The organism is Chitinophaga rhizophila (assembly GCF_019492185.1).
GTDB lineage: Bacteria > Bacteroidota > Bacteroidia > Chitinophagales > Chitinophagaceae > Chitinophaga > Chitinophaga rhizophila.
In genome coordinates this window covers 563098-589420 of the sequence record NZ_JAICCF010000004.1, presented here as the reverse complement: position 1 = coordinate 589420, position 26323 = coordinate 563098, and the positions used below count along the sequence as shown (strand labels likewise).

17 protein-coding genes are annotated in these 26323 nt (G+C 47.5%); 11 read left to right on the top strand and 6 right to left on the bottom strand.

The features are described 5' to 3' along the window. The first annotated feature begins 19 nt into the window (after positions 1 to 19). The 11 genes from K1Y79_RS22405 (at position 20) to cobN (ending at position 21953) form a co-directional block, all read left to right on the top strand. Complete coding sequence (locus tag K1Y79_RS22405) at positions 20 to 664, top strand: hypothetical protein (protein WP_220252431.1); 645 nt, start codon at positions 20 to 22, stop codon at positions 662 to 664. 687 nt (positions 665 to 1351) lie between these two features. Then, complete coding sequence (locus tag K1Y79_RS22400; protein ID WP_220252430.1) at positions 1352 to 1891, top strand: hypothetical protein; 540 nt, start codon at positions 1352 to 1354, stop codon at positions 1889 to 1891. Between the two features lie 457 nt (positions 1892 to 2348). Next, positions 2349 to 5834, top strand: a complete 3486-nt coding sequence (locus K1Y79_RS22395) for a gliding motility-associated C-terminal domain-containing protein (RefSeq protein ID WP_220252429.1) — start codon at positions 2349 to 2351, stop codon at positions 5832 to 5834. A 693-nt stretch (positions 5835 to 6527) separates the two neighbouring features. Then, positions 6528 to 6983: an SRPBCC family protein gene (locus tag K1Y79_RS22390; RefSeq protein ID WP_220252428.1), complete on the top strand. Its 456-nt coding sequence runs from the start codon at positions 6528 to 6530 to the stop codon at positions 6981 to 6983. A 373-nt stretch (positions 6984 to 7356) separates the two neighbouring features. Next, positions 7357 to 7938 carry an RNA polymerase sigma factor gene (locus K1Y79_RS22385; protein WP_220252427.1) on the top strand — a complete coding sequence of 194 codons (582 nt, stop codon included), beginning with the start codon at positions 7357 to 7359 and terminating at the stop codon, positions 7936 to 7938. A gap of 49 nt (positions 7939 to 7987) precedes the next feature. Beyond that, the gene (locus K1Y79_RS22380) at positions 7988 to 9172 is read left to right on the top strand and encodes a FecR family protein (RefSeq protein ID WP_220252426.1); all 1185 of its coding nucleotides are present in this window, start codon (positions 7988 to 7990) and stop codon (positions 9170 to 9172) included. A gap of 217 nt (positions 9173 to 9389) precedes the next feature. Beyond that, a complete protein-coding gene (locus tag K1Y79_RS22375; protein ID WP_220252425.1) occupies positions 9390 to 12932 on the top strand; it encodes a SusC/RagA family TonB-linked outer membrane protein in 3543 nt (1180 codons plus the stop codon). Positions 12933 to 12944: 12 nt separating this feature from the next. Further along, positions 12945 to 14312: a RagB/SusD family nutrient uptake outer membrane protein gene (locus K1Y79_RS22370; RefSeq protein ID WP_220252424.1), complete on the top strand. Its 1368-nt coding sequence runs from the start codon at positions 12945 to 12947 to the stop codon at positions 14310 to 14312. Between the two features lie 18 nt (positions 14313 to 14330). Further along, positions 14331 to 16871, top strand: coding sequence for a zinc-dependent metalloprotease (locus K1Y79_RS22365; RefSeq protein ID WP_220252423.1), 2541 nt, complete (start codon positions 14331 to 14333; stop codon positions 16869 to 16871). 265 nt (positions 16872 to 17136) lie between these two features. Then, the gene (gene cobW, locus K1Y79_RS22360) at positions 17137 to 18183 is read left to right on the top strand and encodes a cobalamin biosynthesis protein CobW (protein WP_220252422.1); all 1047 of its coding nucleotides are present in this window, start codon (positions 17137 to 17139) and stop codon (positions 18181 to 18183) included. 8 nt (positions 18184 to 18191) lie between these two features. After that, positions 18192 to 21953: a cobaltochelatase subunit CobN gene (cobN, locus tag K1Y79_RS22355; protein ID WP_220252421.1), complete on the top strand. Its 3762-nt coding sequence runs from the start codon at positions 18192 to 18194 to the stop codon at positions 21951 to 21953. A 15-nt stretch (positions 21954 to 21968) separates the two neighbouring features. Here the strand turns inward: cobN and K1Y79_RS22350 are convergent, their stop codons facing one another. The 6 genes from K1Y79_RS22350 to K1Y79_RS22325 all read right to left on the bottom strand — a co-directional run bounded on the left by K1Y79_RS22350 (position 21969) and on the right by K1Y79_RS22325 (position 26300). Next, the gene (locus K1Y79_RS22350; RefSeq protein ID WP_220252420.1) at positions 21969 to 22547 is read right to left on the bottom strand and encodes a cob(I)yrinic acid a,c-diamide adenosyltransferase; all 579 of its coding nucleotides are present in this window, start codon (positions 22545 to 22547) and stop codon (positions 21969 to 21971) included. Between the two features lie 6 nt (positions 22548 to 22553). After that, positions 22554 to 23075, bottom strand: coding sequence for an alpha-ribazole phosphatase family protein (gene cobC, locus K1Y79_RS22345; RefSeq protein ID WP_220252419.1), 522 nt, complete (start codon positions 23073 to 23075; stop codon positions 22554 to 22556). Next, positions 23060 to 23863, bottom strand: coding sequence for an adenosylcobinamide-GDP ribazoletransferase (locus K1Y79_RS22340; RefSeq protein ID WP_220252418.1), 804 nt, complete (start codon positions 23861 to 23863; stop codon positions 23060 to 23062). Before K1Y79_RS22340 ends, cobC begins: the two co-directional genes overlap by 16 nt. Positions 23864 to 23865: 2 nt before the next feature. After that, positions 23866 to 24906, bottom strand: coding sequence for a nicotinate-nucleotide--dimethylbenzimidazole phosphoribosyltransferase (gene cobT, locus K1Y79_RS22335; RefSeq protein ID WP_220252417.1), 1041 nt, complete (start codon positions 24904 to 24906; stop codon positions 23866 to 23868). A gap of 20 nt (positions 24907 to 24926) precedes the next feature. Continuing rightward, positions 24927 to 25430, bottom strand: coding sequence for a bifunctional adenosylcobinamide kinase/adenosylcobinamide-phosphate guanylyltransferase (locus K1Y79_RS22330; protein WP_220252416.1), 504 nt, complete (start codon positions 25428 to 25430; stop codon positions 24927 to 24929). A gap of 150 nt (positions 25431 to 25580) precedes the next feature. Continuing rightward, a complete protein-coding gene (locus K1Y79_RS22325; RefSeq protein WP_220252415.1) occupies positions 25581 to 26300 on the bottom strand; it encodes a vWA domain-containing protein in 720 nt (239 codons plus the stop codon). Positions 26301 to 26323: the final 23 nt, after the last annotated feature.

The window sequence follows — 26323 nt, the reverse complement described above, 5'->3', positions numbered from 1 at the left end:
TAGCTATAAAACGAGAAATATGTTAAGAAGTAATGATGCGGCAAGATTCTGGAAGTGGTTCGAAGTAAGACGGGATGACTTTCGCTTTTTCAGAGAAATGGACCAGGATGAGATCGTGGCATTGTTTGATGAACTTACAGAGAAGCTTCACCAATATTGTAACAGCCTTTTTTTCGAGATGCGCGTTAACGAGCAGAATGAGGCGGAAATGGTCATCACTGCAAACTGTGATGAGGCCTTCTTCGATGATGCGGAATATCTTGTGTCGCAGGCTCCTGTACTTGACCGGTGGACATTCACCGCACTTATTCAGCCAGATAATGAAAACGGCGGCAGTATAGAATATGGCGATCTCGAACTGGTTGCTTCGGAAATGTGGTATACGGCCGTAGAAGATCCTGATACCCCGGATAAACTGAATATCCTGGTGCATGTACAGGACTATGAACTGCTGAAGGAAAATGAGAATCTGGATGACGCAGTCTTCATCCTTCTACAGAGCCTGTTAGGAGAAAGGACATTTGCCAGTAACATCAGTGTGTATCTTGTCAGGGAATTACCAGAAGGGGAGATGGCGGAAGACTTCCCAACACTTGATACATTGCCGTTGTATATCGAGTTTCTGAACGCTCAGAGAAATACTCCCCAGGACAAAAGTTCCTGATAAAGAAGTTATAACTTCTTTATATAAGATTTGTATATTTATGTGAGACACCACATTATTCAAATTGAAAACCTGATAATCTTTACGTCCGGTCTACGCTATTGACGGTCAGTCCCCTTGGTGATATTACCTGTCAATCCTGCTACAACGGCCGGCTATCCCACTTATCCAACCGGATAATTTACCTGTCCTGTTTTCGGCTTTTACCCGGCAAACCAGGCCAAAGCCTGTATGCTTACTGCATTGTTTATAGCGGTAATCTGCAGAATGCACTGTGACAGCCGGCATATACGACTGATATATTGCAGTTTAATGTAACTGACTGGTTTACAATAAATCAGCTGCCCTGTACATGCCTTGTGGGTGCAGCGCATTCGCCATGCATACTTATGCTGCCAGTTCATTTATCAGCATAATTTCACTTATACATATCATTACTAAGACGCTGGGGGCGGAATTGTGTTCCTCCCCGCTGTGGTTAAAGCAGGCCGGATACTTCTGTATCTGGCTTCGTTTTAATATGCAATTCATCCCGTCATCATAAGGACATGTAGAGAGCATCTGTACATCCCATCGATATTGAAGTGATATCCATATGAAGAATTGGTGCCTGTTTTATGTAAAACACTAATCCCGTCGCAGTAGAAGACTGTACCTTTGTAGCTGTAACCCTGAAAATCAATTAGTATGGCCATTGTAAAAGACAATATCCTGTTGCAACTGGTACGAGGTAGTATCGGGAAGCAAGTCACTATCTATGAAAGGAATGGACAGATTATCATGGCGCAGAAGCGTCGCCCGTCCAATAAAAAGCCTACTGCAAAGCAGCTGGAAGCGAGGTATAAGATGACCATTGCAGCGGCATATGCGGGCCGGCTGCTGAGCGATCCTGAACTGAAGGCCTATTATGCCTCATTGGCCGGACCCGGGCAAAACGCCTATAATATGGCTATAAAGGACGCGTATAACTCTCCGGAAATTCAAAATATCAGGCTGGAAGACAATGAAGTAGTCGTGACTGCCCGGGACAAATTCCGCGTAGCGGCTGTACAGGTGCAGGTAAAAAATGAGGCAGGCGTAACTACAGAAAGCGGAGCTGCTGTATTAGGCCGTAACGGTGTGGATTGGTATTACAAAGCATCAGCGCTGCCTCCAGGGGGCGAAATTGTGGTAACGGCCGTGGATTTGCCCGGTAAAGAGACGGTAAGAGACGTGCTGATTATTTAACTGTTCAGCACTGTGTTAATGACTGGTTTCGTCAGGTAAAGCGCTGGTTGATGTGGACATTCTAACAGCACCGCAGGTTATACACCTGCCTAATGTCTTTGTTATCAATCGGAATAGGCCGTCGTATGCAGACATGCATGTATGTCTGTACATATATCGTTGTACAAGACCAGCCGCCGAGCGCTAAATTGCTATAATCATAAATCGCCTGTAACTCAATACCATAAGCGTATTACACGTAGTTTTACCTGTGCGCTTTCATGCCTTTACGATTGTTGAATGGCTTGTCAGTGTAATAGTAACTGATAGTGAAGCAATTGCGCTTCCAGCCTGTGTTTTTCTTTTAAAATCTTTATAATATTCCCATTGTTGATATTACATTCTTGGTAAATATGTGTATTTTTCCGGCTGGCAGCATCAGAAACACTGCTTTAAATATCCCATATACTTGATTAATATGAAACCTACAGGTGTTAAACTCCTGCTTCTTACCCTATCTTTGTTGTGTGTTTTTAGTTCGTCCTGGGCGGCAGTTTTTACCGTGACCTCCCATAACGACAGTGGCCCCGGTTCTCTGAGAGATGCAATTACAAAAGCTAATAGTAACGGTACAACCGAACGAGATTACATTTACTTCAACTTCAATGTGCCCTTCGGAGGTATTCCTGAGATTATACTGATAAACGAGCTGCCTGCACTGACCAGTAACATCGTCATTGATGCATCCACACAGGCGTCGCCTGTATTCGGGGTCAGTACGGCCAGGGTATGGATAACGCGCGCCAATACAGAAGCAACTTATACTGCTTTGAAGATCGAAAACGCCAACAACGTTGAGATCTATGGCTTATGCATCACAACGGGTGCTATACGTGGCGAAAGTTATGGAATACAGCTCATTGGTAATTGTAACAACATCGTTATTGGTGGTACAGGTAAAGGCAACGTTATCTATGGTTTCAAGTATGGTATTTATGGTGTGTCTCCTAACCATGATCCTAAAGTTATTTCAAATCTGACAATACAATCCAACCTGATTGGTATACCTGTAAGAGGTGTGCTGAGTGCAGACAGCTCCTGTTATCAGCCTATATTGGTCACTCACCTTAATGGCGTAACATTAGGAGGTAATCGCACTGACCTGGGTAACGTGATCGTAGGTATGGAGTATGGCGCATATCTTTCTGCGGACGCCGGTGATGTTACAGTTGCTTTCAATAAGATAGGCACTAGTTTTTCCGGTACGGAAGGAACGGCATCCGCTCAGTTAAAGGAGGCGTATCTCAGTATAGCAGGTAGTACAAATAGTCTGATAACGGTAACGGATAACCTGGTTGCCGGACGAAGTATATATGGTATCGGCCTTTACGGAATAAGAAACGGTACTTTCAGCATTCAGCGCAATAAGATTGGTACAGAGGTGACAGGCAGTGCGGTACTCGGCCAGCGTTCTTCAGGTATATTGATCAGCGACTGTGGCAGAGGTACCATCGGCGGTTCTATGGCAGATAAAAATATTATTGCCGGCAGCTACGATGTGCCGGTAGCAATTGTATCCTCTCATCAGGTGACGGTCTCTCAGAATGAGATGTTCTGCAATAACACCAATACTACTCAGACAGGTCCGGCAAACAGTATCAGCCTGATGAACTGGAATCCTGCAGATGGTAGGCAGAAACCATTTGTACATGTATTGACATGTAATGCTACAACTATAACAGGAAAGGCTACACCAAATGCGAAGATGGAAGCCTTCGTGCCTCACAGGTGCGGAGATGCCAGGAAGTGTGACGGCCGTAATTATATCGAAACGTTTTTTGCAGGCGCAGATGGTGCATGGACCTACGCCTTAAAAGGTCGCAGCGGCGTAATATTCTCTGCTACAGACGCCGGAGGCGCAACATCAGATTACAGCAACCCTGTATGGAGTGAGGATATTACTGATCAGATCATTCATACTGCCTGTGGAAAGTCAACAGGGAGTATCATCAATAAAGTTTTGTTCAATGCAACGCCATTTCATTGGGAAGATGATAATGGCAATACAGTTGGTACAGATACATCCCTGCAGAATGTGCCTGCTGGTCGATACCGGCTGGTGATGTATGCAGCAGGATGTAACAGTCCGGAGTGTATACAATATTCACCTTACTACACTATTGAAGACAGGACGCCGCTCATACAGGCAGCTACTGGCACTGTACGCCCTGCGACCTGCGGCTTGTATAACGGCAGTGTTACGGGTTTACAGATCAGCGGCATCAACCTCAGATTTTCCTGGTATAATGCACTTGCGCCAGCTACTGTAATCGGTATAGCACCTGATATACGCGACCTGGCACCGGGCAGTTATTATCTGGTAGTAACAGATACGGTAAATACATGTTCTGTGGTTGGCGGTCCTTATGAGATCAGCGCCATAAATGCCCCTGTACTCGATGCCAGTGCTGCGCAGGTACAGAACGCAGTTTGTAGTCAGCCGACAGGAAGCGTCACCGGTCTGCGGGTAACTGGTACAGGCGTCATTACTTATGCCTGGACCAATGCCGGCGGCGATATTACCGGCAGCACACCTGACCTGACTAATGTTCCCGGCGGCACATATACTTTAGCATTTTCGGATCAGTCGGGTTGTCCGGCAGCGCCATCACAGCCTTTTGTAATCACCTCGCCGGGAGAGATTTTCATTAACAGAACTTCGCTGACCATCAGGGAGGCTGCTTGTACAGTGGATGATGGCAGCATCACCGGTTTACAGGCAACCAATGCGGAGATTATCCGCTGGGTAGATACGAATGGCCTGCTACTGGGTAGTGGGCTGGATCTCACCAACAGGGCACCGGGCAATTATCGTCTGGAGATCACTAATACCTATGGCTGTAATGCTACGCAGGATTTTGTGATCCCTATACATCAACCCGAGCTGATCACCGTATCAGCAGTGAATACGCAGAACCCGGTCTGCAACCTGAACAACGGCAGCGTTACAGGCATGACGTTTTCCGGTGGCACACCCGTAAGCTATCGCTGGCTGGACGGAGCAGATGCGGAAGTAAGTGCAGTAAAAGATCTGTATAATGCAAGAGATGGCATTTACAGATTATATGTGAAGGATGCTGAACAATGTGAGCAGCTAGTAACAACCATCATACTGAAGACGCCCAATTTGCCTGTTATTGATGAAGCCTTTGTCTCTATCCTGGATGATATCTGTAGTACCACTACCGGCCTGATTGCTGGATTGGCAGTGAACGGAAAGGAACCGATGAGTTATGAATGGCTGAATCCGGATAGTGCGGTCATCTCTACTACACTCAGGGCCGAGCGACTAAGAGGAGGCTTTGATTATACTTTACGTGTAACGGATGGTTATGGCTGTATCGTATACAGTGATCCATTCACGATCGATGCGGTAGATATCCTGTTACTTGCACCGCCTGTAAAGGACATCGTCATCATGGATGGCATGAGCGCTCAGGTTAAAGTTGCTAATCCGCTACAGGGTAATTACACCCTGTTCCGTCAGGGTACTGATTGGAAGGAGACTAACACTACGGGCGAATTTACATTGACCGGTATCACGACTACGACCACTTTTGGCATCAACTATCAGTTCGGCGAGTGTATCAGTCCGACTACTTACTTCAAGATAGATGTGGTGGATGCAATCAAAGTATATGCACCTACTGCTTTCTCACCTAATGGCGACGGGCAGAATGATATCTTCAAGCCGCGTGGCGTGGGAGTAGCCTCGTATACGCTCTTTACTGTAATGGATCGCTGGGGGAATAGTGTGTTTAGTACTAAGAGTATCAATGCCGGCTGGGATGGTACCTTCAATGGTAAAAAGGTGCCTTCCGGCGGATATGTCTGGCTGATACAGGGCATCGATATTCTTGGGCAGCCTATCCAGCAGAAAGGCGCAGTGTTAGTGGTCTATTAACCGGCGGACCAGGTGTACGTTTTGTATGTCTGGTTTTGTCTGTAGGAACTATATAGTCTTCGTCTGCTGTGGTGTCAGAGAGAGCTATTGGCTGTCTTTCTTTGACGTTCCCCGAGGATATGACATAAATTAAACGTATCTGGTTATAAATATCTATAGCATTTGACACAGCTATCTGAACAGTGTTTCAAACGGGACGGGAACTGTTGACTTCGGGGGGCACACACCGCAGAATCATACAGCTTACTGTATTTACACGTTGATGTTGACTTAGACAAATAATCATAACGCACATACAATCAATGATTTGTAAGTATAGTCTTGCGAATTGTAAAAGGTGCCTTTGTGAGATGGTTGACAGCAACAAGTATACTTCAGGACACAAATACGCAGACAAATATTACGTTGAATCCGCCAGATAGTGCATGCGGGCCAAAGTTATACCCCCCGGGCTCCTTCCCGGAACCATATGCAATAACGATCATCTGCCACCAGGCCTAGCGTCGGCCTACATACTGCCGTTACAAACGTACCCAGACTATTGAGGAATGTTGCTCGTCGCCGGGCGCTTTTCCGTCTCATTCAGCCCGTTAAGATGTCGTATCCACACCACCTGGAACAGCCCAAAGTTGACCACCTTTGTTGAACAAGCACTTATAGGAGCCATTATCTTTTAACCTAAAAACACGTATTATGGAAAAGAAAGAATTTAGAATACTGATTGATAGTCCGCGGGAAACAGTATGGCAGGTATTATGGGATGACAAGACTTACAGAGAGTGGACGTCGGCATTTGCACCCGGATCGTGGGCAAAAACAGACTGGAAGAAGGGTAGTAAAGTATATTTTATGGATGCAGAAAATTGCGGGATGCTGTCATCAGTAGCAGAAAACATCCCTAATGAATACATGTCGTTTGAACATCTTGGGTATGTAAAGGAAGGTAAGGAAGATACAGAGAGTCCGGAAGTGAAAGAATGGGCTGGCGCACATGAGAATTATACGCTGAAGGCCGTAGATGGTAAGACCGAATTGGTAGTACATACAGATATTGTTGAAAGCCATATGGAGTATTTTAATAATACCTGGCCAAAAGCGCTGGAGAAGCTGAAGGAGATTGCAGAAGGGCAGGCGGTGGTGAAGAACTAGTACCGTGTTAGCACAAGTATAAACGGACGTTTGCGGAATCACGCCGATAAATATCACAGCATGATATTTCAGTCTGAAGGGCATTGCTGATCAGCAATGCTACATCTATGTGTGATTTGCGCGAGGAAAATTATTTATTATTTTTAACCCTTGAAAGTTAGTCAGGGTGCTTCCACAACCGGGGCACCCTGTTATATTTACAGATATCGTCATGTGATTAGCGTTGTATGTCAGTGAGGTGGCATTGCCTGGTCGCTGAGTATATTTGCAGAAATAGTAATGTAATCAAAATCGCAGGACAGTGTTGTGAATCAGGCGCACAAGTGAGGATAAGTTACTGGTTCATTATTGCTGATTCCTATATTTACCTGGAATGTTAGAAAACGAAACAGCTCTACTTGAAAAAATGGCAGCAGGTGATAAGGATGCCTTCCAGGCAATCTATTATCATTATGCACCACGTATTTATGGTAAGCTGCTGAAGTTGCTGCATTCGGAAGACCTGGCAACAGAACTGTTGCAGGAAGTATTTATAGTAGTATGGCAGAAACATACACTGATTGATCCTACACGTTCCTTCCGGTCCTATTTATTCAAAATAGCCGATAATCTGGCCATAGATCTTTTCAGAAAGGCCAACCGCAGCACCCTGCTGCTTAACAGGCTTCTTGAGGCTAGTATAGATCACTACACGCATACAGAGGAAAGGCTGGAGCAAAAGGAGAATGCATTCCTCCTTCAGAAAGCTATTGATGCATTACCCCCGCAACGCAAATTAGTATTTACCCTTTGCAAGCTCGAAGGGAAGAGTCATGATGAAGTAAGTCTGCTACTGGGCATTTCTCCTTCTACTGTAAATAATCATGTGGTGAAGGCGACCCGGTTTCTCAGAGAATATCTGGCTGGTCACCCGGATATTGCTGGTATGATCCTGCTCTATTTTATTATAAAATAATTTTTCACGGGGAGTAGTTATTTATTCCTTTTCGTTCGTAATAGCTATTATGGAAGATGTTTTTCATGAGGAAGAACTGCGTAAACTGTTTGCTGCATTTCTCCGTAAGACCTGTACTGAAGGCGACGTCAGGAAACTGATCGCATACGCTGCAAATGACAGGTTCAGCGCTGTGTGGCAGGAGATGCTGGCGGAGGTTGAAGAAGAAGGTACAGCAGAAGAACTGTATTCCAGGCACCGGCAGCCGGTGGACAAAGTATTCGGCAGACTGTCATTCCTGACAGACGAATTGCCGAAAGAGGAGACCGGCTTACGTATCCGGTCAGGAAGACGCCTTTGGTGGGCAGCAGCAGCAGTTGTGCTACTGGCCGCGTCTGGTACCTGGTATCTGTATACAAGTAAACCACAACAGCAGCTTGTAGCAACATATGACAGAGCACCGGGAACAGATAAAGCAGTGCTGACACTGGCAGACGGTACGGTAGTACCGCTGGATAGTGCAGGGCGGCAGGAACTGGTACAGGGAGCCACTGCAGTGCAGCAAGCCGGAGGTGTACTGCAATACCGCGCGGCAGATCGTAGTGCCGGAGCAGGGTTTAATACATTGAGTACCCCTCGCGGTGGACAGTTCAAGGTAGTATTGCCTGATGGTACAGCCGTTTGGCTGAATGCAGCTACCTCCCTGCGTTATCCTACAGCCTTTACCGGCTCAGAAAGGGTCGTGACACTGAAAGGGGAAGCCTATTTTGAAGTAGCAAAAAATCCGCAACAGCCATTCCGCGTACAGGTCGATGACCGCGCAGTAGTGGAAGTACTGGGCACAAACTTTAATATCCATGCCTATTCCGATGAAAGCCCGATCAGCACAACGCTGCTGGATGGTAAGGTAGTGATGATGGGGAGCAATGCTCCTGACCGGCGCGTTGTGCTGAATCCTTTTCAGCAGGCCGTGGCAGACAAAGATCGGCTTGAGCTGAACAGCACTGTGAACATTGAGCAGGTCATGGCCTGGAAGAATGGCATGTTCAATTTCGACGGACTGGACCTGCCGGCAGTACTGCGGCAGCTGGCCAGATGGTACGATGTAGAAGTAGTATTTGAAGGGAAAATTCCTACCCGGAAATTCGGAGGAGAGATACAGCGGGATCTCACCTTACAACAGGTCTTACGCATCCTGGAAAAGATGGATGTTCAATGCAGGATAGAGAACGGTAACAGATTAATAGTAATGTAAAAAGGGACAAACAGCAACCAACAGCAAAGCCGCTCTACGGTCAGGTAGAACGGCTGAAGTCTGGCTGACAGATAAACAAACAGTCTTCATCGGACGCTTATTTATTATCAACCACAACGAGTACAAAAGTATGATTTTTCAAGCTTCTTGTAACCGGCAGGGGATGCCTATGCCTATCCTGAAGGGTAGCCGGTTATTGAATCAAACGCGACGTGTTATGCGATTATCAACCATGATCCTGCTGGTGTTCATTATGCAGGCGAGCGCCAGGAACAGCTATTCGCAGCGTATTACCTATTCGTGCAGTAATACGCCTCTTGAACAGGTATTTAAAGTAATTAAACAGCAGACAGGCTATGTAGTGTTCTATGATCAGGACATCATGAGCAGAACCAGGCCGGTAACTATCTCCGCTAAAGATCTTCCGCTGGAATCATTCCTGAAGGACGCATTGGATGACCAGGCGCTGGATTATTCTATTGAGAATAAAACTATTATTATTTCCCGTAGGGAAACGCCGACACCGGTACCTTATGCAATACCTGTAAGGAATGTTGCCATTACCGGTGTGATCGTGGACCAGAGAGGCGTGCCGGTCATGCGTGCTATTGTGCGCCTGATGCCGACCCCCGATATCGGCACTAATACCAATGATGATGGCACATTTACACTCAGCAATGTTCCTCCAGGTAGTTATACGTTAGAGGTAAGACACCTGAGTTTTCTGACTGCGCATAAGAAGATCACCGTGAAGGATGCCGATATGCAGGTAAAGATTGCCATGACGCCACAGCAGGTAGAGCTCAGGGGAGTTGTCATCAGCACTGGTTATCAGAAAATGGAGAAGGCTAACTCACCGGCAGCGGTGGAGACCTTCTCCGAAAGAGATATACAGGCATCGCCGGATATCAATATCACCAGACGTCTGGAAGGCCTGAAGCCAGGTATCCGCTTTGATCCGCGTACCAATAACATACAGATCAGAAGTGTCAATAACTTCCGTAATAGCGCTCCGCTGATCGTTATTGACGGGTTCCCGGCACTGGAGCAGAACCTTAACCTGCGTCCCGGTTATACGCCTACGTACGGTGACCAGGTAGGTACCAACAGCTCCGTATTGAGCGCTTTCAACCCTACAGACATTGAAAGCATCACCATCCTGAAGGATGCAGCTGCCACTGCCATCTGGGGTTCGAGTGCAGCAAACGGTGTGATCGTTATTGAAACGAAGAAAGGAAGGAGAGGAGAAACGCCGGTTGTTTCAGCAGGTGCTGCCATGAGTATATCTGCGCCGGCAAATATGAAGAACCTGAATGCCATGAACAGCCGTCAGTATGTTGACCTGGAAAGGGAAATGTTTGACGCCAACTTCTACCAGGATCCATTTACTCACTGGCGGTACCAGAACCCCAGTCAGGCAATTGCTACTATGTTCCGCGCCAGACGTGGGGAAATCTCCGAGCAGGAGAGAGACGCCGTACTGGAAGGACTTGCGAATACCAATAACCAGTCGCAGATACGCAATGAGCTGTTAAGACCAGCGGTCACCCAGCAATATAACCTGTCTGTATCCGGTGGCGGAAAAAACAGCAGTTACTTTGTATCCGGTAACTATTCAAAAGATCAGCCGGTTTATAAAAGTAATGGTACGACCAACTATTTTATGAACAGCAGCCTTACAACAGATATGCTGGGAGGTCGTGTGAGGATGACTGCGGGGTTAAATCATAACTACTCTAACAGCGTCGTGAACTCAGCTGCACTTAATGCCATGGTACCGGGTACTTTCGGCCTCAGACCTTATGATCAGTTACTGGATGAACAGGGTAACCCTAAACAATACAGTATCCTGTTCAAACCGGAGATAGAAGATAGTCTCCGCAATAAGCTGGGCATGCTGCCATGGACATACAGCGCTATCGACCAGCTGAACTACTCCAATACCCGGTTCCTGAAGCAGGCCACACGTATGCAGTTGAACCTTTCCAGCCGCATCACCTCATGGGCCGAGTTGCAGGTAGCAGGTATGTACCAGCGCAGTTCTCAGGAAATGACGCAGCTGGATGAACTGGAAAGTTATATTACCAGAGATAAACTGAATACAGCTACATCTATACAGAACGGAAAGCCGGTATACGGTATTCCCGTAGGAGGTATGCTGAGACGTACCAATAGTTTCGCTACAGATTACAGTGGAAGAGTACAGCTGAATATTAACAAAACCTGGAATACCATCCACCGCCTGACATTACTGGCTGGTTCCGACATCCGTGAATCCAAATCGAAGGGTTACAGACAGACGCAATACGGTTTTGATGAGAACCTGGGTACCGCCCAGCCGTTTAATCCGTCCGTACTGTACCGTAATTTCTATGGAGGTAATACTTCCATCGGATTTGAGGATGGAGCGTTAACAGCGGATATCAGACGTTACCTGTCTTACTTCTCCAACGCCAACTATTCCCTGATGGGTAAATACCATGTGTCAGGTAGCGTACGATTTGATGATTTCAGTGTCTTTGGACTGGATCGCCGTAACAGGGCCGTTCCATTATGGTCTACTGGTCTGAAATGGGATATGAACCAGGAAAGATTCATGTCAGGCATAAAATGGCTGGACGCTTTATCGCTGCGTGCAACATATGGTACAGCAGGTACTGCTCCTATGAGTGGCTCCAATTTTACTGTAGTAAATACTTATCCGGCGCCTGTAAATACAGGTCTTCCATATGCCACGATTGGCTCACCGGGTAATCAGGATCTGGGCTGGGAAACTACCGCTACACTCAATGGAGGCCTGGATGCACAGATCCTTCATGGATTACTGGCACTTAACTTTGATATCTATAGCAAGCGTTCTTACGGTATCATCGCCTCCCTGCCATTCAACACGACTTACGGATGGGATAACCTGTGGTATAATACAGCAACCATGCGCAGTCACGGTTTTGAATTTGGTATCAATGCCAACGTAATACGCCGGGCAAACTGGAGCTACAATACCACCCTGAACTTCTCTTATAACTACAACAAAGTGACGGATGCCCGTTTCGCCCCTACGGTTAGTTCAATTACCGGAAATACAGCGATTGAAGGTCACCCGGTTGACTACCTGATGGCATTGAATTTTGCCGGACTGGATGATCGGGGGCAGACGTTGATCCGCACAGCGGAAGGGAAAACGATCAGTTCTACAGATGCAAGCGCACTGAAACCGGAGGACTATACCTACCAGGGACGCAGACAACCTCCGATGTTTGGTGGTTTCCTGCATACCGTTCGTTACAAACAGTTAAGTCTTTCGGCAAGGATCACTTACTACCTGGGGCATAAGATTATGAAACAGGACGTAACCACGAATGGTTATCCGCTGAATGGCGTAGCACCTGGATTTGCAGGTTCGACCAGGGCGCTGGCAAACAGGTGGCGTAACCCGGGAGATGAAGCTTTCACAACTATCCCTGGCGTGATTAACGCCAATTTTACAAGCATTTCGCGTTACAGAGATGCCGATATCAATGCTATCAGTGCGTCACACGCCAGGTTTGATCAGCTGACAATGAGTTATATACTGCCGGCGGCAGTGATGAAGAAACTGTCTTTCGCCAAAAGCGTGACCATGGGTGCTACCGCCAGTAACCTGGGTGTTATCTGGCGGAAGAATAAAGACGGTATTGATCCGATGTACGTGCTGACACAGGACTTTGGTAGCCTGGCACCGTCTCCGACCTATACCTTCAATTTAAATGTTTCATTTTAATCATTACAGATCATGTCTATCATAAAGAGATTTATATATATCGCATTAGGTAGTGCAGCACTGGTATATGGTACAGGATGCCGCAAGTACGTGGAGGTAACACCCCAGGGAAAGCGTGCCCTGGTGAATACGAGTGATTATCAGTTGTTGTTGCAGAGCCAGAATACCTTTCAGACTACTTACGCTTTCCCTGCCTATGCAGCGGACGATTACGGTATCAGTAATACCACCTACGAAATGAGCATGATGGCCTCACAGGGGGCCGCTTATACCTGGGCAGAATCCTTTGTGGTGGATGCAGAAGATCCTGACTGGCAGAAGTGCTATCAGCAGATATATGTCAGCAATGAAATCATTGCCGGTGTACGGGATGCCCAGGGCGGAACTGCCATGGAGAAAGAAACTATTCGCGCAGGAGCACTGGTACACCGTGCCTATTCCTACCTGATGCTGGTAAATGCCTACGCCCGTCATTATAACAAAGCAACTGCCGCCACTGATCCGGGCGTACCTGTACTGCTGACACCAGATCTGTTTGCAAAACTGAACAGAGCCTCTGTACAGACCGTATATGACCAGGTATTTGCAGATTGTAAGGAAGCCGCGTCAATTTTACCTGCCAGAGCTACTACTTCACTGTTACCATCAGCAGCAGCTGCCTACGGATTGATGGCACGGGCAGCCCTGTATATGGCAGACTATACTGCTGCAGCAGCATATGCTGACAGCGCCCTGGCCAGACAATCAGGCTTGCTCGACCTGCGCCAGTATGTTAATAATACCGTGGCATTGCCGCTGATCTATAGTGATCCGGAAGTAATGCTGGCAAAATCACTAAACGTGTTCAGCGCTTATGCACTGAATCCGGATCTGCTGGCATTGTTTGAAACCGGCGACCTGCGTTATGGGTTGTTCACTGCCGACGGCTCCAACTACCAGTGGTCTTCATTCCCTGGCAGGGGGTACTGGCGCTCAAGACTGATGAATACCGGCCCATGGGCTGGTCCGAACGTACCTGAGATGATGCTGATACGTGCGGAAGCAGATGCACGCGGTGGCAGAACAGCAGATGCAGTGTCACTGCTAAATAAACTGCGGGAGAAACGTTTCACGGCAGAGACCTACCAGGAACTGTCAGCTGCCAATGCCCAGGATGCGTTACGTCTGGTGATAAAAGAACGTCGTATGGAACTGATGGCCACGGGCTTGCGCTGGTTTGACCAGAAACGCCTGAATATGGAGCCAGGTTTTGAGGTGACCGTAACACGTACTTACCGCGGCGAGACATTTACACTTGAACCCAACAGCAACAGGTACATATTCCCTATTGCTGCAAAATATATTCAATTTAACCCGGAGATCTCACAGAATCCGAGATAACACAACATCAGCTGAACTATGTTTAGATTAAACTCAGGCCGCAGCGCATGGCTATTGTCATGCGTTATGCTGGCCGCGTCTCTGCACGCAACGGCGCAAAAGAAGAAAAAGAAGGATAAGGCGTCTACGCCCACTGAAGTCAAAGCAGATTCCACTGCCGGTAAGAAACCGGAGCCTTCAAAACTGAAGAAGTATAGTGATGTGATCACAAAAGAGATGCGTACGGACAAAGGATTCATTACCGTACACTCTAAGGGAGATGATTACTACTTTGAGGTGCCTTTTGCTATCATGGGAAAAGATATACTCATTGTTAACCGTGTCGCAGCCGCTTCTGTAGATATGCGTAACGGCAACTGGGGCCTCACCGGCGACCAGATAGGAGAAGCAGTATACCGCTTTGAAAAAGCGCGTAATAATAACCTGTACCTCCGAAGACTGTCCTTCTCAGAGTACAGTGCTGACAGTACCACTGCTATGTACACCAGCGTACAGAAAAACAATGTACAGGCTATAGCAGCTGCATTTCCCATAGTTGCCTACAACGCTGATTCAAGCGCGGTAGTATTAAATATGACAGACTTCCTGAACAGTGATAACGATATCACCTATTTCTCGAAATCACTGTTTAAAGACCGTGCAGGTATGGGTGCACAGCAGAATGACAGAAGTTATGTGAAGTATGTACATGCCTACCCGACCAATGTCGAGGTGCGTGCGTTCAAAACATATGCTGCCGGCAAAAACCCGACATCAGCCAACTACAGCGTCGAACTTAATTCTTCTATGGTAATGTTGCCTGAACGTCCTGCGCGTCCGCGCCTGCAGGACAAACGTGTGGGTTACTTTTCCATCACACACCGCGACTTTGACGCCCATCCGCAGAGCGTAGTAAATACCTCTTACGCAGTACGCTGGAGATTAGAGCCTAAGCCGGAGGATGTTGAGAAATACAAACGCGGCGAACTGGTAGAGCCGGCAAAGCCGATAGTATTCTACATCGATCCGTCTACACCAAAGAAGTGGGTTCCTTACCTGATTCAGGGTGTAAATGACTGGCAGGCCGCGTTTGAACAGGCTGGCTTTAAGAATGCGATATATGCCCGTGAAGCACCTTCCCGTGAAGAAGATAGCACATGGAGCCTTGAAGATGCCCGCCATTCCGCTATCATTTATCGCCCTTCTGCTATTGCTAATGCAATGGGCCCGAATGTAAATGACCCGCGTACAGGAGAGATCCTTGAGAGCCATATCTTCTGGTACCACAATGTGATGTCAGTACTACAGAAATGGTATTTCATACAATGCGCTGCCGTAGACACCGGTGCCAGAAAACTGGTGTTTGATGATAATCTGATGGGAGATCTGATCCGATTTGTGTCATCTCACGAAGTAGGACATACCCTGGGCCTCATGCATAACTTTGGCTCCAGTTCTACCGTACCGGTAGAAAACCTGCGCAATAAAGCCTGGGTAGAGAAATACGGTCACACGCCGTCTATTATGGACTACGCCCGATTTAACTATGTTGCGCAGCCCGAAGATAACATTGGTCGTGCCGGCCTCTATCCCCGTATCAACGACTATGACAAATGGGCCATTGAATGGGGCTACAGATGGCGTCCGGATGTGAAGAACGAGTGGGAAGAGCAGAAGCTGCTCACTGCCATTGTGACCGACAGTCTAAAGAACAAACGCCTGTGGTTTGGTAATGAAATGGAACCACTGGACCCGCGTTCTCAGAACGAAGATCTGGGCGATGACGCTATGAAAGCAGGTACTTATGGTATTATGAATCTGAAACGTATCATCAAAAACCTGGGTGAGTGGACTAATCAGCCGCAGAAAGATTACAGCGATATGCGCGATATGCTTTCCACGCTTTACAATCAATACTCAACCTATGTAGGCCATGTGGTACGTAATGTAGGCGGTGAATACCATTATGAAAAAATTACCAGTCAGCCAGGTCCGACCTATGTACCGGTAGAGTATAAGCGCCAGAAAGAGGCGGTTGCTTTCCTGGACAAAGAGCTGTTTACCACTCCCGAATGGCTGAATGAGAAGTCATTGATGGACAAGATCCCTGACCGATTCGGTATCGACCTTATTGAGATGCAGAGAAGTGTGCTGAATGGTATCTTCAACCGTGTACGTATGACTTCTATGCTGGGCGCTCAGTTCGATAGCAAGACCACCAATAAGGTATATACCGTTGAAGAACTGATGCAGGATATGGACAAAGTCATCTTCCGTGAACTATATGAAGGGAAGAGCGTAAGTTTTTACAGACGTAACCTGCAGAAAGTCTACATCAATAAACTGCTCGATTTGGTATATCCTACTGACAACATGGATCAGATGATCTCTGGTATAACACAGATGTATACTTACTATATGACAGATCTCAGCAACATCATGAGAGCTACATTAACAAAAGAATTACAGCTGATTTCAAAATACCAGAACCATCCGGGAATGGATAAAGAAACGCAGCGTCATCTGAAAGATCTGGCTTACAAAATCAAAAAGATAGGCGAAAGAGATCTGAAATATTAAAATTGTCAATAAAATAAGCATTTATGTATCCGGGGCTGTTCTCTAACAGCCCCTTTTTTATTTACTTGTCCATTTTGGGCAGCATATGTTAAATGATCTTCATGTCTGTGGCATATATCTCACAGCCTGAAAGGTATAACTATAACGGGTATGCCATTCGGTGCCGTCTGTAGTGTAAAATACGCTTCCCGGGTTGGCGTTATCCTGCCAAATAATCAGTAATTTACGGCCTTCTAAAAAGATCCTATTCTTAAACGATATTATTATGGCTTCAAAAATTCCGGTTACTATTATCACTGGTTTTCTCGGCTCAGGAAAAACGACGTTAATCCGTAATCTGATCCAGCACGCAAACGGCCGCAGACTGGCTGTCATTGTCAATGAATTTGGGGAAATGGGTATTGACGGCGAAATCCTTAAGTCCTGTTGCTCGAACGAAGAAGATGTACTGGAGCTTAACAATGGCTGCCTTTGCTGTACTGTACAGGAAGAGTTTCTTCCCGTAATGCTTCAGCTGATGGAACGCAAGGATACTATTGATCATATTATCATAGAGACTTCGGGTTTGGCATTACCTAAACCCTTACTGCATGCTTTCAACTGGCCTGAACTGAAACCTCAGATCACTGTAGACGCGGTAGTGACCGTAGTAGATGTAGTAGGGCAGGCAACCGGTGAGATCTGTGACAGAGAACGTGTACAGGCACAACGCCTGGCAGATGATTCCCTGGATCATGAGACGCCTATCGAAGAGCTGTTTGAAGATCAGTTGTCCTGTGCTGACCTGGTAGTGATGACTAAAAAAGACCTCGTGGATGAAAACCAATATGAAGAGGTAAGGGCAATCATTGCAGGTAAAGTACGTCCGGACGTTAAGATGGTGGCTGCTGCCAACGGCGTGCTATCATCCGATATACTCCTGGGTGTAAACGCCGCTGCTGAGAATGACCTGGAAAGCCGTCACTCGCATCATGAAGAAGATCACGCCAATGGTCTGGACCATCATCATGACGATGATATCGACTCTGTAGTGGTTGACATTACTGCGCCACATACCCCGGAGACACTGGTAGGCGTATTGAAAGAACTGATCGAAGAACATGAGATCTACCGTATAAAAGGCTTTATTGATGTACCAGGTAAACCGATGCGACTGGTATTACAAGGGGTATCTAACCGCTTCGACCATTACTTTGACCGCAAATGGAAAGATGGAGAAACCCGCAAAACCAGTCTGGTGATCATCGGTGATGAATTACATGACAAAGACCTGGCAGCTATTATCAATGAAAGACTGACCGTAGTCAGCTAATTCCATACATGCATCTAATTCCAACTATTCCGGGAGGATGGAACCCTAATGGCGAAGGAGTCTTCCATATTCAACAGCAACCGGGTGATGTCGTATTCCTGTCGGCCGCCGACACAGAGATTCATTCACTGAACAATGCCTACCGGCAGCTCTACCTGTCCGCCGGCGCAGAAATATCACTGCCTTCCCTGCGTATTGCCAACCTGGTATACCTGAAGCAGGAATTGACCATTGATAAGTACGTGGAAGAAGTGATCAGTAACGCCAAAGTAGTGATCTGCCGCTTTCTGGGTGGTAAAAGCTATTACCCCTACCTGTTTGAGGCCGTCAGCATCGCCTGCGAACTGAAAAAGATTCCTGTCCTCTTCCTTCCGGGATATGATGTACCTGATGTGGAGCTGTTAAATAGCTCCACATCACCTATACACGTTGCAGACACGGTATGGAAATATCTTTGCGCCGGTGGTAAACACAATCATGTGCAATGCCTTCGCTATATCTTCCATACCTTTTTCAATATCGCGTCTACTTACGAGCCGCCAACCCGATTGCCAGACCTGTTCCTGTTCCAACCGGAACGGGGTATAATACCTGCAGGAGAAGAACATACTGCCGGCGACCCCGGACGAAGTAATGTAGCTATCCTGGTGTACCAAACTCATTACCTGGCAGATAATCTCGACCCGGTCTATCACCTGGCCAATAGCCTGATAAAAGAAAACATTCATCCTGTTATTGCTTTTGTCAGCAACCTGCGCGACCAGGCTATATGTGACGAACTGGCTGAGTTGCTGCTACATAAGACGGCAGTAGAAATAGACGTTATCATCAACACTACCAGCTTCTCCATCAAATCATTACTGGATACTACCGATGATCAGTTCATTTTCAGGAGGATGAATGTACCAGTCATTCAGGCAATCTTTGCATCCTGTACCAAAGAGGTATGGGAAGAGAACCTGTTTGGATTAACCCCGACAGATGTAGCAATGAATATTGCCCTGCCCGAAATAGACGGGCGTATCATTACCACCGCTGTATCTTTTAAGTCATCAGAAGGCCGGGACGAACTCACCGATTCAGACATTCTGAAGTATACCACACATGAAGAAGGCTGCACCTTCGCCGTTGAATTTACTAAACGCTGGATTGCCCTCCGCCGTAAAGAGAACCACGACAAACGCGTCGCGCTTATCATGCCTAACTATCCCAATAAGGATAGCCGGCTAGCCAATGGTGTCGGACTTGACACCCCTGCCAGTATTATTGAAATACTGCATGCCATGAAGGCAAATGCATATGAACTGGGCGAATTTGTACCTACCGATAGCAGTGAACTGATCATACTGATCACCCACTATATTACTAATGATGCCGACACTACGGAGTACAGACCCTTCCAGGTAAGTCTGCCGGCTGAGACATTTTATAAGCATTTCAACAACCTGGCTCCGGGACTGCGGGAAAAGATCACTACTCAGTGGGGAACACCGGAGTCTTCTCCTTATTTTAGTCAGCAGGAGTTTATTATTCCTGGCTTCCTGCTTGGTAATACATTTGTCAGTATTCAACCGGCCCGAGGGTATAATCAGGATGTTAAAGCCATTTATCACTCGCCGGACCTCCCGCCGACCTATAACTACCTGGCCTATTACTTCTGGGTGAACTATGTCTTCGCAGCAGACGCTGTTGTACATGTGGGTAAACACGGTAACCTTGAATGGCTGCCCGGCAAAAGTGTCGCCTTAAGTAAAACCTCCTGTTTCCCGGCAGTATTGCTGGAACCTGTGCCGCATTTCTATCCATTTATCATCAACGATCCGGGGGAAGGTACGCAGGCTAAAAGACGTAATCATGCAGTGATCATAGATCACCTGATTCCGCCTATGACCAGGGCAGAAAGTTACGGTGTGCTGACCAAACTGGAGCACCTCATCGACGAATACTATGACGCATACAGTGTTGACCCTAAGCGGACTGCCGTCATCAAAACGCAGATCCGGCAGCTGGTAAAGGAAGCCAATCTGGAAGCTGACCTGCAGACATCTGCAAAGGATATCGATGAATTACTTGTAAAACTGGATGGCTACCTCTGTGAGCTGAAAGAAGCTCAGATCAGAGATGGCCTGCATATATTGGGGAAAGTGCCGGAAGGCGATCAGCTGACAGACCTGCTGGTTGCACTGCACCGTATCCCTGTATCAGGAAGAATGGGGATTACCCAGGCATTGGCTGCAGATCTTGGGTTGTCTCTTGATCCGCTGAATATTGACTACCAGGAGACCTTTTCTTCAGAGGGGCAACATCCGCTGTTCTCTACCTGCCGTATCAACGGAGATGTAGTAGAGGTACTGGAAGGAGAAGCCAGAAAAGTGATAACCGCAATATGCGGCAATGAAGAAGTCTCCGTTGCGTACCCGCATACCCGCGAACTGGCGGCCTATATCGCAACAGATACACTGCCTAAAGTCAGTAATACCACAGCAGAGATCAGTAATCTGCTCGAAGGGCTGAACGGACGCTATGTACCTTCGGGTAGCTCCGGCGCACCCACCCGGGGACGGCTGGATGTGTTGCCTACCGGCAGGAACTTTTATTCTGTAGACGTACGCGCCATACCTACCCAGACCGCTTACAACCTGGGCGTGAAAAGTGCTAACCTGATCATAGACAGGTATATGCAGGAACATGGAGACTACCCTGAAACCATCGGATTGTCTGTATGGGGGACCTCCACCATGCGCACCGGTGGAGACGACATAGCACAGGCGCTTGCGCTGATGGGTGTCAAACCTGTATGGCAAACTGCCAACAGGAGGGTGAGTGACTTTGAAGTTATTCCGCTGATCATGCTAAGACGGCCACGGGTAGATGTTATGCTGCGCATCTCCGGCTTCTTCCGCGACGCCTTTCCCGATGTGATCTCCCTTTTCAATGCAGCTGTTGAAAAGGTGGCACTTCTTGACGAACCTCCTGAACAGAACCCTGTCAGAAAACGCTTCTTGCAGGAGAAACAGGAATGGCAGCGCAAAGGATTGGATGAACAGAAAGCTTACAAACGTGCACTTTTCCGCGTCTTCGGATCGAAACCCGGCGCTTATGGGGCTGGCCTCCAGGCGGTGATAGATGAAAAGAACTGGCAGTCGCGGGAAGATCTGGCTAAAGTATATATCAACTGGAGCGGCTACGCCTATGGTGCAGACCGGATAGGAGAGTCGGCGCATGAAGTGTTTGAAAAGCGGCTGTCCGATATACAGGTAGTGATGCATAACCAGGATAACCGGGAGCATGACATCCTCGACTCGGATGACTATTACCAGTTCCAGGGAGGTATGGCTAATGCAATACAATCTGTCAAAGGAGAACAACCCGCTATCTATTTCGGTGATCATGCACGCCCGGAAAATCCGAAGGTAAAATCACTAAAGGAAGAGTTGCTCAAAGTGTACCGCTCACGCGTTATTAATCCGAAATGGATTGAAGGAGTGAAGCGACATGGTTACAAAGGTGCTTTTGAGATGGCAGCTACTATGGACTACCTCTTTGCTTACGATGCTACTACGGACTTGGTGGACGACTTCATGTATGAAGGCATCACAAAAGAATATCTCTTTAATGAAGAGAACAGGCAGTTCATTGAGCAGGTCAACCCCTGGGCGCTCAGGGACATGACAGAGCGTATGCTGGAAGCTGTTCAGCGCGGGATGTGGAAACAACCAGCGCAGGAAACGATTGAACGATTACAGCAACTCTATATACAGCAGGAATGAGGCACGCCTCATTCCTTATTCCACACTCTTTTTACGTTTGTATAAAAACAACTGCCACTTTTCCTCTGCCACGCCTGCCTTATCCATCTCGGCACGCGCCATGATAAAGAACAGATCTGAAAGCCTGTTGATGTAGGCTGCAATATAGTCGTCCACATGATCTGCTTTCATCAGTGTGACCAGCAGTCTTTCTCCTCTGCGCATCTGGGTTCTCACTACATGACATAATGCCGATATCTCGTTGCCTCCTGGTAGCAGGAAGTAATCCGACTTTGTGGTCATACCGGCTTCCAGCTCATCGATCCATTGCTCGCAGAAGGCGGCACCATCCTCCGGTTTAGGATTGGGATTTTCCTTTTTACAGTCTGACGGCCTCGCCAGGTGTGACATCATGTCCATCATATCCTTCTGTATCTTATGCAGATTGGGCTGCCATTCATGGTCTGGTCCCAGCTTCGCACGTAACAGCCCGATAGTGGAATTAACCTCATCCAGGGTGCCATAACAGTTAACCCTTACGTCATCTTTGTCTACACGGCTGCCGCCGAATAATGCGGTCGTGCCTTTATCGCCTTTTTTAGTATATATTTTCATCGTGTCTTATTTCGTATTGAATGTATAGCGACCACCGTACGCTACCTTTTCCATCATGACCTGGTCCAGTGGGATATTGTTGAAAAGGTGCATGGCTGAGCGGATAATGCCTGCATGTGTCACCACTAGTACGCGCTGATGCGGCATCGCCTGCAACTCTTCAACGAAGCCTGCAAACCGCTTAACCAGTGTTTGCAATGACTCTCCATTGGGTGGCGACAGGTTGATATAATCCGCCATCCATGGGTCCAGTTCTTCTCTGTCAATATCATCCCACTTCCGGCCTTCCCAGTCTCCGAAATGTAGTTCCATCAGGCGGCTGTCTACCTGATGATGAGGGGTAATCGCGGCGGCCAACAGTCTGCAACGACTCAGCGGACTGCTATACACTGCATCATAAGCAGCCAGTTGCTCTACAATGCCTGCATGTATAAGATGATAGTCTGCAGGTAACGGTACATCCGTTTGACCATAGTTTGTTCCTTCCGGGTAGTCCGGTTTAATATGTCTGATCAGATGAAGTTCCATATAGCCAGGATTCCCATATAAAATATCAGTTCATTAAGTTGTTGTGTAGCACCCAGGCAGTCTCCCGTATACCCATTGATCCATTTGCGGAAATAGCGGCACAGGTATAAAGTGAGTAAGCCGCAGGGAATGACAACCATTAGTAGCCACCATGAATGATGGAAGCAGATGATGAGCATTAACAAAGGTATCAATCCGGTGATGTTGGCAATGACAAAACCTGTCCAGCTGATCTTTGTTGCCAGTGGTTTGCTTTTTGCCGTGCTGTCATCTTCACGCGCATATGCCATGAACCGTAAGAGATAAACCGGCATCGTACGACTGAACGCATGTGCAGCTACATACAGCAGGCAGTAAGGCAACAGGTTTGTATTGATCATCAACAGCGCCAGTTTGGCGAGCAGGCATATTTTCAGTAGCAGGGTCATGATCAGGACAATGACACCGAAGGCACCCACGCGGGAGTCTTTCATGATTTCCAGTATACGCTGCCTGGTCCATCCACCGCCAAAGCCGTCAGCTACGTCGGCCAGGCCGTCCTCATGAAACGCACCGGTCGTAAGCAGGGTTGCTATTACCGAAAGGATCACCGCTGTGAAGATGTCTTTAAACAGCATATTCGCTCCGGCAAATACGGCCGCCCCGATAATACCTGTAAGTATCCCTACCATCGGAAAATAACGGCTGGACTTATTCAGATCAGCGGCATTATGGTCAATACCCGACGGCACGGGTATGCGGGTAAAGAACATAAGCGCGGTCAGAAATATGCGGATCTCCTTCTTCATATTTATGCTTTGTTGGACACGCCGGCAGACTCAAAGCTGGCCATTTCGTTCAGGAAGTTGACTGCTGCCTGGATGACCGGATAAGCGACTGCTGCACCTGTGCCTTCACCCAGTCGCATGCCCAGGTCCAGTAAAGGTACTGCTTTCATGTGGGCCAACATCAGCCGGTGCCCCTGTTCGTTGGACTGGTGCGTGAAGATAGTATAGTCCAATACTGCCGGATACATGCCTGAGGCGACGAGTAAGGCGGCGGTTGTAATAAAACCATCTGCCAATATGACCATGCCGGAAGCGGCTGCCTGTAACATCGCGCCACACATCATAGCTATCTCAAAGCCGCCGAAGGTGGAGAGTACGTTCAGCGGTGTCTTCTCTATCCTGTTATGGCGGATCATGGCTTCTGCCAGGATGACTTTCTTGCGTATCAGGCCTTCGTCATCCAGGCCGGTGCCTCGACCTATACACTGCTCCAGCGGAATATTGCACAACAGGCTCATAATAACAGAGGCGGCGGAAGTATTGGCAATACCCATCTCTCCAAAACCGATAACATTGCACCCTTGCTCATGTAACGCTTTGACGATGGTCGCACCTTTTTCAATAGCTGTCTCGCACTCGGCCTGGGTCATGGCTGCTTCATGGAGAAAGCTTTTAGTGCCCATGGCTACCTTCGCGTGTATCAAACCCGGATGCCCGTTAAAGTCAAAGTTTACACCGGCGTCAACTACCCTGATATCCATATTGTGCTGCCGGGCAAATACGTTAATAGCGGCCCCGCCCTGCAGAAAGTTGAACACCATCTGGTAGGTAACTTCCTGCGGGAATGGACTCACGCCTTCATGGGCAATGCCATGATCACCAGCAAAGATTACCATGGCAGGCTTGCTGAGTGTGGGGGTAAGCGTCTGCTGGATACGGCCTATCTTTAATGCCAGACCTTCCAGCTGTCCCAGTGCGCCCAGCGGTTTGGTCTTATTGTCAATTTTATGTTGCAATGCTGCCGTTATGTGATGATCAACCGGTGCAATGTGGAATGTAGTCATATCTGTCTGATCGTTACGTGTTATTTGAGAGTAAGCGGTAAGCCTGATACCATAAAGGTCGCTTTGTCTGCCTTCCGGGCGATATGCTGATTCATCCAGCCTTGCAGGTCGGTGAATTTCCGGCCGGCATCTGTTGATGCATGTACACCCATGCCTATTTCGTTAGAGATGATGATGAGGTGGAAGTGTTGTTGTATAAATCGCTCAAATTCTGACTTAGCTTCTTCCAGTGCATCGGCTACGTTATACTGATGGTCTACAAAGAAGTTGGTCAGCCAGAGGGTTACACAATCAAATACCACCGTCCTGTTTTCCAGTTGTAACCGGCTGATATATTTTTCCTCTTCGATATTCTCCCAACGGGTGTCCCGGCTATTTTTGTGCAGCTGCACCCTCGCCCTGTGATCCTCGTCCCAGATACGTGATGTGGCAAGATAAACGGGATTATCGGAAAGGTCGAGTGCCTGTCTCACAGCAAAGTCGCTTTTGCCTGATCGTTGTCCACCGGAAATGTAATGCAGCATGAAAGAATTAGCAATTAAGAATGAGTAATTAGCCATCGGATAAGTTGTCGTTGTTCAGGTTTTGCCTGATCAGCCTCGCCTGTCGGGTATGCTGTTATCCGATGATTTATTGTCTGATAAATGGTTATTGTATGTCCTGCCCGTTAACGGCTAACGGTGTGCCTGGCCTTTGGCGGGCAGGTTATAAACGCTCATATCCTGGTAGTGTACTGCATTAATAGCCCTAGCCAGTTTTTGGGCCTGGTGCAGCTGTATAAAACCGCTTTCTGTATTAACTACTGTCGTTTCTTTCACGGGAGACAGGTACTGTTTGTAGTACTGTACGGCTTCTTCAAATGGGGTAGGGGTACTACCTGCATTGATCTTCCCGTCCGTAAAGATGTAGAGTTGCGTTTTGTTGTACATGTTTGCTTTCAGTTGCCGCCGGAGCAGGGCAAATCCTGCCTGGAGGTTTGTTTTTCCACCTGTTTTCAGGGCGGATACTGCTGTCAGTAAATCATCTGCATGCAGGGTAGGGGCCGATAACAACTGCGCTCCACCATTACACAATGCCACTGCTGCATACCTGATACGCCTCGTTTTGTACTTTTGCACCGTAGCAGCGACCAGTCCCTTGATAAAAGCAATCTGTTGGTCCCTCATCATAGATCCGCTGGAGTCCAGGATGAAGAAGATGAACATGTCTACCTTCGCCTGCTCCCGTTTGTATTGTATCTCCGTTTTTCCGTGTATCAGGTAATGCCGGAGTGTTGCCAGGGTATCTATACTGTCAGATGGATGGGCTACAGGCTGACGTTGAGTCAACTGCCTTCCGCGTGCCGGGTTTTTAATTGTTACGCCTTTGCGGCTATCGGCCGAATGGTGCGTCAACTGAATATATTTGTCCGTTTTGG

Excerpts from the sequence above, each read along its gene's own strand:
- K1Y79_RS22330 (WP_220252416.1), bottom strand. The coding sequence starts at position 25,430 with ATGCTGCATTACATTTCCGGTGGACAACGATCAGGCAAAAGCGACTTT.
- K1Y79_RS22405 (WP_220252431.1), top strand. The coding sequence starts at position 20 with ATGTTAAGAAGTAATGATGCGGCAAGATTCTGGAAGTGGTTCGAAGTA.
- K1Y79_RS22385 (WP_220252427.1), top strand. The coding sequence starts at position 7,357 with ATGTTAGAAAACGAAACAGCTCTACTTGAAAAAATGGCAGCAGGTGAT.
- cobN (WP_220252421.1), top strand. The coding sequence starts at position 18,192 with ATGCATCTAATTCCAACTATTCCGGGAGGATGGAACCCTAATGGCGAA.
- cobC (WP_220252419.1), bottom strand. The coding sequence starts at position 23,075 with ATGGAACTTCATCTGATCAGACATATTAAACCGGACTACCCGGAAGGA.
- K1Y79_RS22340 (WP_220252418.1), bottom strand. The coding sequence starts at position 23,863 with ATGAAGAAGGAGATCCGCATATTTCTGACCGCGCTTATGTTCTTTACC.
- K1Y79_RS22395 (WP_220252429.1), top strand. The coding sequence starts at position 2,349 with ATGAAACCTACAGGTGTTAAACTCCTGCTTCTTACCCTATCTTTGTTG.
- cobW (WP_220252422.1), top strand. The coding sequence starts at position 17,137 with ATGGCTTCAAAAATTCCGGTTACTATTATCACTGGTTTTCTCGGCTCA.
- K1Y79_RS22350 (WP_220252420.1), bottom strand. The coding sequence starts at position 22,547 with ATGAAAATATATACTAAAAAAGGCGATAAAGGCACGACCGCATTATTC.
- cobT (WP_220252417.1), bottom strand. The coding sequence starts at position 24,906 with ATGACTACATTCCACATTGCACCGGTTGATCATCACATAACGGCAGCA.
- K1Y79_RS22370 (WP_220252424.1), top strand. The coding sequence starts at position 12,945 with ATGTCTATCATAAAGAGATTTATATATATCGCATTAGGTAGTGCAGCA.
- K1Y79_RS22365 (WP_220252423.1), top strand. The coding sequence starts at position 14,331 with ATGTTTAGATTAAACTCAGGCCGCAGCGCATGGCTATTGTCATGCGTT.
- K1Y79_RS22400 (WP_220252430.1), top strand. The coding sequence starts at position 1,352 with ATGGCCATTGTAAAAGACAATATCCTGTTGCAACTGGTACGAGGTAGT.
- K1Y79_RS22380 (WP_220252426.1), top strand. The coding sequence starts at position 7,988 with ATGGAAGATGTTTTTCATGAGGAAGAACTGCGTAAACTGTTTGCTGCA.
- K1Y79_RS22390 (WP_220252428.1), top strand. The coding sequence starts at position 6,528 with ATGGAAAAGAAAGAATTTAGAATACTGATTGATAGTCCGCGGGAAACA.
- K1Y79_RS22375 (WP_220252425.1), top strand. The coding sequence starts at position 9,390 with ATGCGATTATCAACCATGATCCTGCTGGTGTTCATTATGCAGGCGAGC.